Source organism: Shouchella clausii (assembly GCF_002250115.1).
Taxonomy (GTDB): Bacteria; Bacillota; Bacilli; order Bacillales; family Bacillaceae_D; genus Shouchella; species Shouchella clausii.
The window spans coordinates 1023327-1037525 of record NZ_CP019985.1 but is presented as its reverse complement, the minus strand read 5'-3'; the positions used below and the strand labels follow the sequence as shown (position 1 = coordinate 1037525).

The following is a 14199-nucleotide window of genomic DNA, read 5'->3' as shown; positions in this document are numbered from 1 at the left end:
CTCTCCTATCCTTACGCTTGTTGCCTCGCTTCTTCAGGAAGCTGGCCTTTTTTCTCTAAACGTTTAGCCAAAAAGCCTATAAAAATCGGTAGCAAAATGGCTGTAGTTACGACACTGGCTGCAACTTGGACAGTCGCAAGTTCAACATTGTATGCAAAAGCAGAGCTTGCTGCGGCAATGGCCGCTGGCGTTGCTACTGCATTTCCGGCGGTAGATCCTTCAGCTGCACCGACGAGTGGATTCCATTTAAACAACTTGAATATCCAGTAGCCAGAGATGCCGGTTACTAGAACGACGAGCACACCAAGTACGACGCCTGGCAATCCTCCTTCAAGAATGGACGTAAAGCTAATGTTCATGCCAAGGGCAAAAGCGAATGCCGGGATGAGCATGTCGCTGCCTTTTCCGAGGAACGTGCGCATGTCTTCGTCAATATTCCCTAGAATAAACCCAATTAAAATTGGCAAGAGCACACCGACGAAAGCAGTGATTGAGAAATAGCCGCTTTGGATGCCCATTGCGCCAACAATAGATAACGTCAGCATTGTAAAGAGTGGGCCATCGTTCATGGCAAGCACGGAATAGGCCGCTTTGTCTTCGCCTTTTCCGTATTGCCCCGCAAGCGCGACATATAGACCGCCGTTGGAATTGGTCATTGCGGCAATGACTGCCACAGGAGCTAAGCCAAGGAATAAGCCTTCAGGCCCTCCAGCAAGTACGTAAATGAGCACACCAATAAGGCCGCCAAAAACCCATTTAACCATCAAGAGAGTAAAGCCCTTTCCAAATGAAACGCCAAAACTGCGTATGTTGATTTGCGAGCCTGCACACAAAAGGAAAAGAGCAATTAAAGTAGTCGCGCCGTCTACAAAGAGCGCTTGTGTAAAGTTGCCGATCCTAAGCAAGTCAGGGGCAACCGTATTGATAAGTGCACCAAGAAGCAACGGGACAACCATCATGCCTCCGGGGATTTTTTCAATGCTTTGTTTCACCTTCATCAGAAGATCCCTTCTTTCTGTTTCATTTTGAAACGAATTTCAAGCTGGAAACGCTTAAAAGAAATGATTACAGCAAAAATGATACGCTTTCTTTTGGAAATTGCAATACAAAACTCAAATAATGTTGCAAATAGCAACATTATTTGAGTTTTCTCCACAACGTTGTTCGATTGATTTGTAAACGTTCAGCTGTTTTTGATTGGTTATAGCCTTCCTCTTCAAGAACATGTTTAATCAACGTTTTTTCCATTTCCTCCAGCGTCTGCCCTAAATCAATTCGAGCGAAGCCTTTTTCCGACCAACTGTCACTAAAGTCAATATACGGCTGGCTTGTCGCCACCACTTTTGCAAAGATGAACTCCTTCAACCAATTTAAATTTCCCATAATCGCTGGGTGAATGCTGCCCCGGTAGCCAATAATTTGCTTGCCGTATAGCTGGTTCGCTTCTGCGATTAAGCGTCTTATAAAGCCTGGCCATTCGGATGTGCGTTCGCATAACGGCGGTATCCAGACAGTTGGCAGGTCGTTTAAAAAAGACAACTGTTTTTCGCTGTGGACAACATAAGGCGCTGTTTTAAGCACCGTCCCCTCTAGTTGTCTCCACTGTGTAGTAGAAAGTTCTTCTGCATGGGTAATAAACAGGGAAAGCCCGTTTGCTTCAAAATCAGGCATTTGCAATAAATCTTTTGCCGGGCATGTAATGGCCAATTTTGGCAAAAGCCCTTTTGCGAGCGCTTGTTCTCCAGACCCATTTTTGCCAATAAGCGCTACAGAATGTTTGCCGGTAGCGGCTTCATAGTCACGAGATAGCGAATCGTTTGCCCCGAGGACGAGCGGTACGGATAAGTGAGGTACTTCAAACATTGTAGCTCCTTTTGGCAGCGATTGGTGGAGAGCTGTCGCCGTCAACAGCCAAGTCGGCGCCTTATCAGTGCCCATATTTTTTATGGTGAAGCAAACGTCGTTTCCGCCTACTTCTGTAAAGAGAGTGCGCGTTTTATTTTGAATAAGTGAATGTAACTGGCTGGTCGCTGCTTTCAGTAACGTCTCGTTCTCTTGTAACTTGTCGCTTACAGCAAACACATGCCCCGTTCCATCAGCTAAAAGCTGGAACTGGCCAGACTGAAAAAAGGCAGAACGAAAATATTGATGCTCTTGCTTGCTGGCATTCATTTTTCTGCCTAGAAGGTCTGCTTGCTCTAAGGCAGTTCTTACAGATTCTTCTCCAGATGTAATTAAAATTCCTTCCAACCCATGTTTGTTAGCCAAGCTCGTCGTAATGGCGTCACCGACTATCATCTTCCGCCCGGCTGCCTTGGCGGCAATAATGGCTGGTTCCACTTCTTCTTCTCTTGTAACTGCTGTGATTGGAATGTCGGTTTCGATTAACTCTGTTACTTTCGTAAAGCTTAGGGAAATGTTTTCAAAGGCAATAATTTCTGTTTGTTCCCGCTCCGCTTGGATGAGCAAAATCATTCGTAAAATATCAAAGCCAGATATAGGAACTTCAACAACAGGTTTTTCTGTCCGAGTGCGAATCACTTTGGCCGTTCCACCACGGCTAATGAATATATCGGTCTGCGCTTGTACTTCTGTTGTTAAAAGAGGCAAAGATTGCTGAAGGTCCGCTATATGGATCGTCATATCGAGTTGTTCAAATTCATTTTGTGTTCGTTTAAATGTTTCTGCTAAGCCCTCATAGGGGGCAATGATCGTAACGTGTATTTTGCGCATCGTTTTCCCTCCATCATGCAACTGCACTGCAAAGCCGTCATCTTTTAGAAAGTACCACGATCAAATAAGGAAAACAATAATAGCTAGAAGGGATGGCTTATCTGAAATTTTATTTCGTAATATATTAAAATTATGTTGACGTTTTATTTCTTTGGGGTGATAATAAACATATAAATATGCGATCGATTAAGAGGTGAATGCTTTGCTTAATAAGTTAAAAACAGAAACGCGCAACCAAGCGACAATGGCGCTTGACAGTATGCCGATTAACGATATTTTAAAAACGATGAATGAGGAAGATGGGAAAGTGCCAACAGCCATCGCAGAACAACTGCCGCAAATTGAAAAGGCGGTCAAATTGGTAATTGCCTCTTTCCAACAGGGCGGACGGCTCATTTATGCTGGCGCTGGCACTTCAGGACGCCTAGGTGTCTTAGATGCCGTTGAGTGCAAGCCTACTTTCGGTGTTTCGCCGGAAATGGTTCGTGGCGTAATTGCCGGCGGCGAGCAAGCATTTACGGAAGCAGTCGAAGGAGCAGAAGACGATGAGCGTGCTGGTGCAAATGATTGCAACCGCTTAAATATAGGCGAAAAGGATACGGTTATTGCCCTTGCGGCTAGCGGCCGCACGCCGTATGCGATTGGCGTGTTGAAAGAAGCCGAGGCCCGTGGGGCTAACACGGTGTCCATTGCTTGCAACAAGGAGGCGAAAATGAGCCAATACGCTGCTGTTGCGATTGAAGTAGAAACGGGGCCGGAAGTGTTGACTGGATCAACTCGCTTAAAAGCAGGAACAGCCCAAAAACTCATTTTAAATATGATTTCAACAACAGCAATGGTTGGAATTGGCAAGGTCTATCAAAATTTAATGGTCGACGTACAACCGACAAACGAAAAACTAGTTGAGCGCGCCAAACGGATTATTATGGAAGCAACCGATTCAACCTACGAGACAGCAGACGATTATTATCAAAAAGCAAATGGGCATGTAAAGGCAGCAATTGTGATGATTTTGCTTGATTGCTCTTATGATGAAGCGCTTACGAAACTGCAAAGCGCCAAAGGGTTTATTCGCAAAACGGTAGAAAAATAATTTGTGAAAGAAGGGGAAACGTGTGAATAAAGAACAACGCATGGCCTCAGAAATTCTTGAACATATTGGTGGGAAAGGAAATGTCGCTTCCCTTACCCACTGTATGACGCGTGTCCGTGTTGCTGTAAAAGACGATGCCCTCGTCAATCAAGACGCGTTAAAGAAAATTGAAGGGGTTATGGGAGTCGTTGAAGACGACACGTGGCAAATTGTCGTTGGCCCAGGTACCGTCAATGTCGTTACAGAAGAAATGAAAAAGCTTGCCCATACGGGGTCAATGTCTTTTGAAGAACAGACCGCTAAAGCACAGGAAGAACGGAAAAAGAAAAACAAAACACCATTTAAACAATTTTTGCGGAGCTTAGGGAATATTTTTATTCCTCTTATTCCTGGCCTCGTCGCATCGGGAATCATTAATGGCGTTGCCAACTTCCTCATTAACTCAGGCATGCAAAAAGAAGAGCATACATGGCTCTTGTTAATGACCATTTTAGGAGGCGGCCTATTTACGTATTTGGCGATTGTGGTTGGGTGGAATACGGCTAAAGAATTTGGCGGGACACCGGTGCTAGGAGCGATTGCCGGTATGTTCATTTTCAACCCGGCCCTTGCCGAGGTGACTGTATTTGGCGAAGCGCTTGTGCCAGGCCGCGGCGGATTGTTTGGCGTCATTTTTGCGGCATGGTTAATGACGTTCTTTGAACGCCACATCCGCAAAGTCATACCGAAATCAGTCGATATCATTTTTACATCGCTATTTACTGTCGTCATTGTTGGCTTCTTATCGATTTATGCGATCATGCCAGTTGCCGGTATTGTATCGGATGGGATCACATCTGGCATCCACTTCATTCTAAACATGGGTGGGCCGATTGCTGGGGCGCTTATGGCAGGCTTTTTCCTTCCGCTTGTCATGGTTGGGTTGCATCATGGCTTAACGCCAATTCATGCGGAGCTCATTAATGTATTCGGATTTACAACGCTGTTGCCAATTTTAGCAATGGCAGGAGCAGGCCAGGTTGGCGCAGCAATCGCTATTTTTGTTAAAACGCGGAATCCCCGTCTACGCAATATTATTAAAGGCGGCTTGCCTGTTGGCTTCCTTGGCATCGGGGAACCGTTGCTTTATGGGGTCACGCTCCCACTTGGGCGCCCGTTTGTGACAGCCAGCTTAGGAGCAGCTGTTGGTGGGGCCATGCAAGCAATATTTGCCACAGGCTCTACAGGAATCGGGGTTTCCGGCTTGTCCCTTACACCGTTAATTGCGGAAGGCAAATACCTCTATTATTTAGGTGGTATTGCGCTAGCCTATTTGTTTGGTTTTCTGTTCACCTACATGTTCGGTTTTAAAGAAGAAATGGCGAAAGACATTTAAGCTGGAGGTGAAGAAAGAGTGGAGCTTGGTGTGTCCGTTTATCTCAGCCAGCCATTTATAGAGCAAGAAGCTTATTTAAATAAAGCCGCTGCCGCTGGATTTAATGTGCTGTTTACTTCATTGCACATCCCTGAAGACGATGCTTCTTTGTATGCAGAACGACTCAAGCAAGTTGGAATGTTTGCCAAAGCGAATCATATGCGGCTTATATGCGATGTGTCGCCTGACTCAATGAAACATGTAAACTTGTCATGGCAACAAGCGAGCAACTTAAAAGAGTGGGGCGTTACAGGACTGCGCATCGATTATGGTGTCGCGAACGAGACGGTGGTGCGCCTATCACAAGAGATGCAAATTGTCTTAAATGCAAGCACCCTCGATCATAGGGAAGCAATCGCATTGCGCCAAGCCGGCCTCGACCCAAACAAAGTCGAGGCATGGCACAATTTTTACCCTCGCCCTGAGACGGGGTTAAGCCGAGAAAACTTTCGGCAAACAAACACATTTCTTTCTGAAATGGGCTTTTCGGTAATGGCGTTTATCCCTGGCGACATACCAAGAGCTCCGTTGTTCAAGGGTTTACCGACACTTGAAGACCATCGGGAGATGTCGCCGTTTGCCTCGTTTCTAGATCTATATGAAGGCGAAGGCATTGAAACGATTTTAGTCGGCGACAAGGGCTTGTCTGATAGCAGCTTTGAGCAATTTCACGTCTATCATAATGAAAAAGCTGTGTTGTTGCGGGTGCAGGCAGCGGGAGAGAATGTCGTTGATTTAGAGGGAAAACACCGCAACCGCAAAGATGCAGCCCGTGATGTCCTCCGGTCAGAGTCGTCTCGTTCCTTCGCGTCGATTGGGAAGCGAGACGTAACGCCGGCAAACACGGTAGCGCGGCCTATTGGCACCGTGACAATCGACAATAACCGTTACGGCCGTTATCAAGGCGAAGTACAAATTACAAAAACAGACTTGCCAGCTGATGAGAAAGTAAATGTGCTAGGCCGGGTGATTGACGCCGATGTACCTTTAATCAAGCACATAAAAGGTGGGCAAAATTGGAAAATTAAATGGATGTAACAGGAGCAGGCAAGTACCTGCTCCTGTTTGTCTTGTAGTTCGTGTTGTTACTTTATCGTTAAACTTTTGTTCTTCCATCCTATGCTTAACAGAATCGTTCTAAAAAGGTAAACTATAGTTGGAACGTAAGAAGGAGTGGTAAGATGGTCACGATGGGTGATATCGCGAAAAAAGCTGGTGTGAGTACGGTAACCGTTTCAAAAGCGCTGAATGATAAAGAAGGCGTAAGCGAGGATATGAAACGAAAAATTAAGCAGATAGCTGCTGAAATGGGCTATCGCTTTCATGCGGCCGCTAAGTCGATGAGAAGCGGGCGCACCAATAATATCGTCATTTTAATCCCTGAACGATTCGCCGGTGATGAGCAAGCATTTTATTTAAAATTTTACAGGCAAATCATCTCGGTGCTTGAATCCTATGATTACTATGGGATCTTGCAAATATTGAGTGCGGATGATGAAGAGCGGCTCATGCTGCCGAAAGCATTTCTAGAAAACAGAGCCGACGGCGTTATCGCACTGGGCCAGCCAAAAAAAGAATACATCGAACATGTAATAAAAGAAAACGTGCCCCTTGTATTCCTTGATTTTTATATGGACCAATTAAATGCAGATGTGGTCGTCACCGATAATTTTTACGCTGTTTACGAGTTGACGAATTATTTGATTAGCCAAGGCCACCGTGAAATCGGGTTCGTTGGCAATGTCCACACAACAAGTAGCATCCAAGACCGCTTTTTAGGAATGTATAAATCGTTGCTTGAACACCGGCTCCCTTTCAATGAACGTAACTTGGTCAGTGATCGGGATGATTCAGGTCGTTTTATCGACTTCGTATTACCGGAAAAGCTGCCGACTGCTTTTGTGTGCAATTGCGACCACGTAGGCTATTTGCTTATAAAAAAGTTAACGGATAGCGGGGTCCGTGTCCCAGAAGACTGCTCTGTTGTTGGCTTTGATAATGATATTTACGCAACATTGTCGACCCCGCCTTTAACAACAGTGGAAGTCGATGTAGAAGAGATGGCCAAAGTAGCCACAAAACGAATGATTGAAAAGCTTGAAGGCGATAAAGGCAGCGTTGGGTACGGTAGGATGTTAATTAAAGGATCGATTGTCTTCCGCGAATCTGTTAAAAACATTCAACATGATTGAACAACTAAACGTACTTCTTCCAACAGCTTGCAAAAGCTGTTTTTTTATTTTCAGTTTTCCTATTGACTAGTAAACGCTTTCATATTAAGGTTATCTTATCTTTATTTTTACTTAAACGTTAACTTAAAAAATGAACAAGACAACAAAATTTGTTGGAAAAGGGGAGAACGATGACGACGTATCTGTTTCCACCTGACTTTTGGTGGGGGACGGCCGTGTCGGCTACGCAAATTGAAGGTGCGGCAGACCGAGACGGCAAAGGCAAAAACATTTGGGATCACTGGTATGAAATGGAGCCGAACCGTTTTTTTAACGAGGTAGGGCCGGCCAAAACATCGCAATTTTATGATCGCTATAAGGAAGACATTGCTTTGATGAAAAAACTTGGCCATACATCATTTCGTTTCTCAATCTCGTGGTCAAGGCTTATTCCTTCAGGAAATGGCGCGGTGAACGAAAAAGCCGTTCAATTTTACGATCAAGTCATTAATGAATTACTTGCTGCAGGGATTACGCCATTTGTTAACTTGTTTCACTTTGATATGCCAATGGCGATGCAGAAAATAGGCGGCTTTGAAAACCGTGAAGTTGCGTATGCATTTGCTCGTTACGCAGAAAGATGCTTTACGCATTTCGGGGACCGTGTGAAAACGTGGTTTACCCATAATGAACCGATTGTGCCAGTGGAAGGCGGTTATTTATACGAGTTCCATTACCCGAAAGTCGTTGATTTCAAGCGTGCAGTCCAAGTTGGCTACCATACAATGCTTTCCAGTGCGCTTGCGATTGAACGTTACCGCCGTTTAGGGCAAGAGGGCAAAATCGGCATCATTTTAAACTTAACGCCATCCTACCCTCGTTCAGAGGAAGTTGAACGAGATGTAGAAGCGGCTAAACTCGCTGATGCTTTTTTTAACCGTTCTTTTCTCGATCCGTCTGTAAAAGGGACTTTTCCGCAAGAACTAGTGGAAATTTTAAAACAATATGGCCTTATGCCTCATGTAGAAGAAGGCGACAAAGCACTAATTGCCGCCAACACAGTCGACTTACTAGGCATCAATTATTATCAACCTCGGCGAGTGAAAGCGAAAGAAACGCCTATAGGAGAGAGACCGCTTATGCCTGGATCATTTTTTGACGGCTATGATATGCCTGGCAAAAAAATCAATCCCCATCGTGGCTGGGAAATTTACGAAAAAGGCATCTATGATTTATTGATGAACGTAAAGGACCATTATGGAAATATCGAATGCTTCATTTCGGAAAACGGAATGGGCGTTGAAGGCGAAGAAAAGTTTCGTGATGAAGCTGGTGTCATACAAGATGATTACCGAATTGAATTCATCGCAAACCATTTGCGCTGGCTCCATAAAGCGCTGACGGAGGGCGCCAATGTGAAAGGGTACCATTTGTGGACGTTTATGGACAATTGGTCGTGGACAAATGCTTATAAAAACCGCTATGGATTTGTATCTGTTGATTTAGAAAACGATGGCAAACGGACGGTTAAGAAAAGTGGCTGGTGGTTTAAAACGGTCATTGAAAACAATGGCTTTTAGCGAAGTTGTTGGAAGGGAGAGAAAGCATCTGAATTTGTTGGCATTCGACATCGGCGGGACGACCATTAAACATGGCGTAGTAACAGCTAAAGGGGACATATTGCAAAAGGGCAGCGATGCGACCCCTGCAAGTATGGCGCTTCTGCTTGAATTGTTACAGGACATAAAACATCGTTATGCCGCTGACTATACACTTTCAGGCGCCGCATTCAGCACGCCTGGAATACCAAACCAAATAACAGGGTTTATTGACGGCGGCAGCGCCATCCCTTACTTGCATGAAGTTCCATTTAAGCCGAAGGCACAGGAATGCATGCAGCTAGCAGTTAGCTTTGAAAATGATGCGAACTGTGCGGCTCTTGCGGAGACATGGCTAGGAAGCGCGCGAAAAATGAAAGACATCATTATGGTTGTATCCGGATCAGGCATAGGCGGTGCGATCATTAAGGACGGCGCCCTCCATCGGGGAGCGAACGGCTACGGCGGAGAATTTGGCTACATGGTAATGAATAAGCACGGCGAAACATTCAGCGGCATCACATCACCCGTTGAACTGGCGAAACGAGTGTCTGCTGCGAAACGAACAAATATTGATGCCGTTCGCGTATTTGAACTGGCTGAAGCTGGTGATGAAGTCGCCCGTAGGGAAGTTGATCGGCATTTTTATTATTTGGCAGTAGGCCTGTACAATTTACAATTTGCCTATGACCCAGAAGCGATTCTTATAGGCGGAGCAATTAGTGAACGATGCGATTACATTTCACGTATTTACGAGAAAATTGATTTGCTTATCACAGCCAATTCGATGGCGGATCTGCGACCCAATTTATGCAAATGCCGATTTGGCAATGATGCCAATTTAATTGGGGCTGTTGCTTATTTTAACCAGTCCTTTCGCCCAAAACCAGAAGTTGCAGGATAAGAAGCTATGTGTTGAGAGGAGGAAATATATGAGGCAGCCATCGTTGGCGAGGTTGCGCAGAAGCAAGACGCTAGCATTTTACTTGTTCATTTCCCCGTGGCTGATTGGATTTTTAGCATTGGCTGCGGGGCCAATGATTTACTCGTTTTATATGTCGTTTACAGAGTGGCAAGTGATGGGTAGTGCTGAATGGATCGGGCTCGAAAACTATGAACGTTTGTTTTTTCATGATCCGCTGTTTTGGAAAACGATGTGGAACACGTTTTTCTATACGTTTCTTGGTGTTCCCCTCGGGCTTGCTTTCGGCTATTTGTTGGCAGTGCTTCTCAACCAAAAAGTAAAGTTTATGGGGGTTTTTAGAACGATCTTTTATTTGCCGTCGATCGTTCCTGCTGTAGCAAGCTCGCTGCTATGGGTGCTTATTTTCCAGCCTGAATTTGGTTTGGCGAATGCGCTCCTTGATTTTATTGGTTTGCCGACTTCTCGGTGGCTATTAAGTGAGTCGATGGTGAAGCCAGCATTGATTATTATGAGTCTCTGGGGTGTCGGCGGCGGCATGATTATTTATTTGGCCGGCTTACAAGGTGTACCTCCAAGTTTGTATGAAGCGGCTGAGATTGATGGGGCCGGAAAATGGCGGAAGTTCTGGCATATTACAATCCCAATGACTTCTCATGTTATTTTTTTCAATTTGATTATGGGCGTGATCGGGTCTTTCCAAATGTTCACTCAAGCTTATGTGATGAGTGGTGGCGGGCCAAATTATGCGTCTTTGTTTTACGTGCTTTACCTCTACCAAAATGCATTTGAGTTTTTCAATATGGGCTATGCATCCGCACTTGCTTGGATATTGTTTGTCATTGTTTTGATCTTCACGTTGCTGCAATTCAAATTTTTTGGCAAGAAAGTTTATTACGAATATGACGACTGAAGAAAGGGGGAAATGCTTTGGAGGAACGGTACCAAGCAAATCGGCAAATCGAACCGGTCACGCCTGGAAGAACGCCAGGACCGATCAAGGAAACAAGGCCGGTTTTTAAAAATCACACGAGGCAAAAGAAACTAGACCGTTTAATGATTTATCTGATGCTTGTCTTGTTATCGATTCTGTTTATTCTGCCTTTTTTATGGATGATTTCCACATCAATCAAAACCGAGTCACAAGCAATCTCGTATCCGCCGACTTTATGGCCAGCGCCATTTGATTTTGCCAACTACCGAGAAGTGTTTGAATTGGTGCCTTTTTTGCAGTTTTACTGGAACACGATCGTGGTGACGGGGCTGACGGTCATCGGCACTGTCGCTTCCAGTGCCATTGTCGCTTACGCGTTTGCGCGAATTAAAGGAAAGGGCAGGAACTTCTGGTTTATTTTATTGCTGTGCACGATGATGCTGCCGCCCCAGGTGACGATGATCCCCGTGTATTTGATTTTTACAGAGCTTGGCTGGGTGAACACATTCTTGCCATTGGTCGTTCCTGCTTTTTTAGGAAACGCTTTCTTTATCTTTTTATTGCGCCAATTTTTTCGAGCTATTCCTAAAGAATTGGAGGAATCAGCTATCATTGATGGCTGCAGCTTGTTTGGCATCTTTTGGCGGATCGTCGTCCCCTTATCGAAACCGGCGCTCATAACGGTCGCAATTCTTTCATTTATGGGAAGCTGGAATGACTTTTTGACACCGTTGATTTACTTAAATGATATCGATAAATACACGCTAGCTCTTGGGTTGCAAATGTTTAATGGACAGCAAACGATGCAATGGGGGCCGATGATGGCTGCAAGCACAATGGTCATTTTCCCACTCGTCGTACTGTTTTTCATTGCCCAAAAGCATTTTATCCAAGGAATTGCCTTGTCAGGAATTAAAGGGTAGTGGCTTTTAGGCAAGCGGATTTGTTTGTTTTCGGGAACGTGGCTCCTACCTTATTAGCGGCCCATTCATCTTGACATCTATGTTCCACATTTTGCGGCCGTAAGGTGACGAACTCATATTTAAGGAGATGAGATGGATGAAAAAATCGATGTATGCACCAATCGTGTTAGCTTCGCTACTGGCCCTTTCTGCTTGTGGAGGTGAGGAAAGTGCAGGAGGCGGTGGTGGCGATGTAACGCTGCGGATGCTTGTCTGGGGAAATGGCCCGGCGGAACTGAAAGGAGAGCGTGAAATCCTTGATGTGTTTGAGGAAAGAAACCCTGGCATTAAAGTCGAACTAAGCCACGTTCCTTGGGATAATTACATTGAACGGCTAACAACGATGTCGGCTGGAGGGAACCAACCGGATGTGTTTTGGATGATTGATACAGCCTTAATCGACTATGTAAACCAAGGAATGTTAATGGAGCTTGACGAATTCATTGAAGAGAGTGGCATAAAAGAAGACGAATATTTGCCTGGAGCGTGGGACATTGGATCGTGGGAAGGCGGGCGGTATGCAATGCCAAGGGATTTGACTTCTCATCATATTGTTTATAACAAAGATATGTTTGACGAGACAGGCCATCCTTACCCGGAAGCTGGCTGGACATGGGACGACTTTTTAGAAGCGGCAAAAGCGACAACGATTGAAGAAGACGGGAAGATTGTCCAATTTGGGATTGCCGGGCTGATGTGGGAAGAAATGATTGTCCAAAACGGCGGTGCTTCGTTTAATATGGATGGGTCTAAAGTCGAGTTAGATTCACCAGAAACAATTGAAGCGATTGAGTTTATGCATGACTTGGTGCATGTCCATCGCGTCGCCCCATTGGCAACTGAATCGGAAGGGCTTGGTGATCTGTTTTTAGCGAATCGGGCAGCAATGGCCTATGCAGGGCCGTGGCATTGGCGCCAATACGCAGAAGACGGAGAGTTTGAATGGGACATTGTTGAAGTGCCGGCAGGGAAAGCTGGGAACAAATCGCAGTTGCTTGGATTGCCGATCGGCATTGGATCGCAAACAGACCATCCTGAAGAAGCATGGAAGCTGTTAGAATTTTTAACCCATGGCGAAGGCCAGTCCATCCAGGCGAACATCGTTGGCGCCAATCCGTCAGTCATTCGTGAATCACATACATTTGCCGAAGGCCAATGGGTACCAGAAAATGTCGAAGCATTCCAGACGATCATGGAAGAAAACACAGTCGTGCAAAGCATGTTTCCAGACAAGTTAGAGGCTGTCTCTAACATTCAGCCTGTGATCGACCAGATCATGGATGAAACCCGGGATGTGGATGCAGAGGGAGCTTTAGAGAAACTAGCAGACCGGCTTCGTACAGAATTTGAGATGGACTAATATCATTGGTAAGGAGGATTTTGAGCGTATGAATCGTAAGCGGTTACAATGGGTTGGAGCACTAGTGGTGGTGTTGGTTTTGTTTGTATACAGTAGCGGTTTAGCATCTGCACAAAGCGGCTTTCACGTAAAAGGTACAGAGTTGTTGGACAAAAATGGCGATCCTTACGTTATGCGTGGCGTCAACCATGGACATTCTTGGTTTAAACAAGATTTAGAGGAGGCAATCCCTGCCATAGCAGAAACAGGGGCGAACACAGTGAGAATCGTCTTATCCAATGGACAGCAATGGGAAAAAGATGATGCCTCTGAGCTTGCCCGTGTGCTTGCTGCCACAGAAACATATGGGTTGACAACCGTGCTGGAAGTCCACGATGCTACAGGAAGTGATAATCCCGATGATTTAGATAAAGCAGTCGATTACTGGATCGAAATGGCTGATGTTCTAAAGGGGACAGAAGACCGGGTAATCATTAACATTGCCAATGAATGGTATGGGGCGTGGAGGAGTGACGTTTGGGCAGAGGCATACGCACAAGCGATCCCGCGCTTGCGCAGTGCTGGCCTCGCCCATACGTTAATAGTTGATGCGGCAGGTTGGGGACAGTACCCTGCCTCTATCCATGAGCGGGGAGCCGACGTATTTGCCTCCGATCCATTAAAAAACACAATGTTTTCCATCCATATGTACGAATATGCAGGAGCGGATAGGGCGACAGTTTCTGAAAACATCGACGGTGTACTTGCTGAAAATCTTGCTGTGGTAATCGGTGAATTTGGCCATAGGCATCATGATGGCGATGTCGATGAAGATGCGATTTTGGCCTATACAGCAGAGCGGCAAGTGGGCTGGCTTGCCTGGTCATGGTATGGCAATAGCGGGGGTGTTGAATACTTGGATTTAGCTGAAGGCCCATCAGGTCCATTAACGAGTTGGGGCGAACGGATTGTCTATGGGGAAATGGGCTTAAAAGTAATTGATCACTTGTAAAGGACTGGGTGCTGCTTTTGC

General features: G+C 45.5%; 12 protein-coding genes. 10 read left to right on the top strand and 2 right to left on the bottom strand.

The annotated features are described in order from the left end of the window. Window positions 1–11 precede the first annotated feature (11 nt). Together BC8716_RS04890 and BC8716_RS04885 are read right to left on the bottom strand one after the other, a co-directional pair. Entirely contained in the window at window positions 12–998 is a 987-nt protein-coding gene (locus BC8716_RS04890) for a 2-keto-3-deoxygluconate permease (protein ID WP_094424198.1), read from the bottom strand. 139 nt (window positions 999–1137) lie between these two features. Then, complete coding sequence (locus tag BC8716_RS04885) at window positions 1138–2733, bottom strand: sigma-54-dependent Fis family transcriptional regulator (protein ID WP_094424197.1); 1596 nt, start codon at window positions 2731–2733, stop codon at window positions 1138–1140. A 202-nt stretch (window positions 2734–2935) separates the two neighbouring features. Between BC8716_RS04885 and murQ the strand changes: the two genes are divergently transcribed. From murQ to BC8716_RS04835, 10 genes are all read left to right on the top strand, one after another. Continuing rightward, the gene (murQ, locus tag BC8716_RS04880) at window positions 2936–3826 is read left to right on the top strand and encodes an N-acetylmuramic acid 6-phosphate etherase (protein ID WP_094424196.1); all 891 of its coding nucleotides are present in this window, start codon (window positions 2936–2938) and stop codon (window positions 3824–3826) included. 22 nt (window positions 3827–3848) lie between these two features. Further along, window positions 3849–5201, top strand: a complete 1353-nt coding sequence (locus BC8716_RS04875; protein WP_094424195.1) for a PTS transporter subunit EIIC — start codon at window positions 3849–3851, stop codon at window positions 5199–5201. An 18-nt stretch (window positions 5202–5219) separates the two neighbouring features. Further along, complete coding sequence (locus tag BC8716_RS04870) at window positions 5220–6278, top strand: DUF871 domain-containing protein (protein ID WP_094424194.1); 1059 nt, start codon at window positions 5220–5222, stop codon at window positions 6276–6278. 143 nt (window positions 6279–6421) lie between these two features. Further along, window positions 6422–7432 (top strand): LacI family DNA-binding transcriptional regulator, encoded by a 1011-nt coding sequence (locus BC8716_RS04865; protein WP_094424193.1) that lies wholly within the window; start codon window positions 6422–6424, stop codon window positions 7430–7432. Window positions 7433–7602: 170 nt separating this feature from the next. After that, window positions 7603–8991 (top strand): glycoside hydrolase family 1 protein, encoded by a 1389-nt coding sequence (locus tag BC8716_RS04860; protein ID WP_094424192.1) that lies wholly within the window; start codon window positions 7603–7605, stop codon window positions 8989–8991. Continuing rightward, on the top strand, window positions 8981–9913 hold the full coding sequence (locus BC8716_RS04855) for an ROK family protein (protein ID WP_251179841.1): 933 nt from the start codon (window positions 8981–8983) through the stop codon (window positions 9911–9913). Before BC8716_RS04860 ends, BC8716_RS04855 begins: the two co-directional genes overlap by 11 nt. A 28-nt stretch (window positions 9914–9941) precedes the next feature. Beyond that, the gene (locus tag BC8716_RS04850) at window positions 9942–10844 is read left to right on the top strand and encodes a carbohydrate ABC transporter permease (protein WP_094424190.1); all 903 of its coding nucleotides are present in this window, start codon (window positions 9942–9944) and stop codon (window positions 10842–10844) included. A 17-nt stretch (window positions 10845–10861) separates the two neighbouring features. After that, window positions 10862–11788, top strand: a complete 927-nt coding sequence (locus BC8716_RS04845; protein ID WP_094424189.1) for a carbohydrate ABC transporter permease — start codon at window positions 10862–10864, stop codon at window positions 11786–11788. A gap of 136 nt (window positions 11789–11924) precedes the next feature. Beyond that, window positions 11925–13187: an ABC transporter substrate-binding protein gene (locus BC8716_RS04840; RefSeq protein ID WP_157730356.1), complete on the top strand. Its 1263-nt coding sequence runs from the start codon at window positions 11925–11927 to the stop codon at window positions 13185–13187. Window positions 13188–13215: 28 nt separating this feature from the next. Then, window positions 13216–14178, top strand: coding sequence for a glycoside hydrolase family 5 protein (locus BC8716_RS04835; protein ID WP_169715911.1), 963 nt, complete (start codon window positions 13216–13218; stop codon window positions 14176–14178). The last annotated feature ends 21 nt before the right edge of the window (window positions 14179–14199 follow it).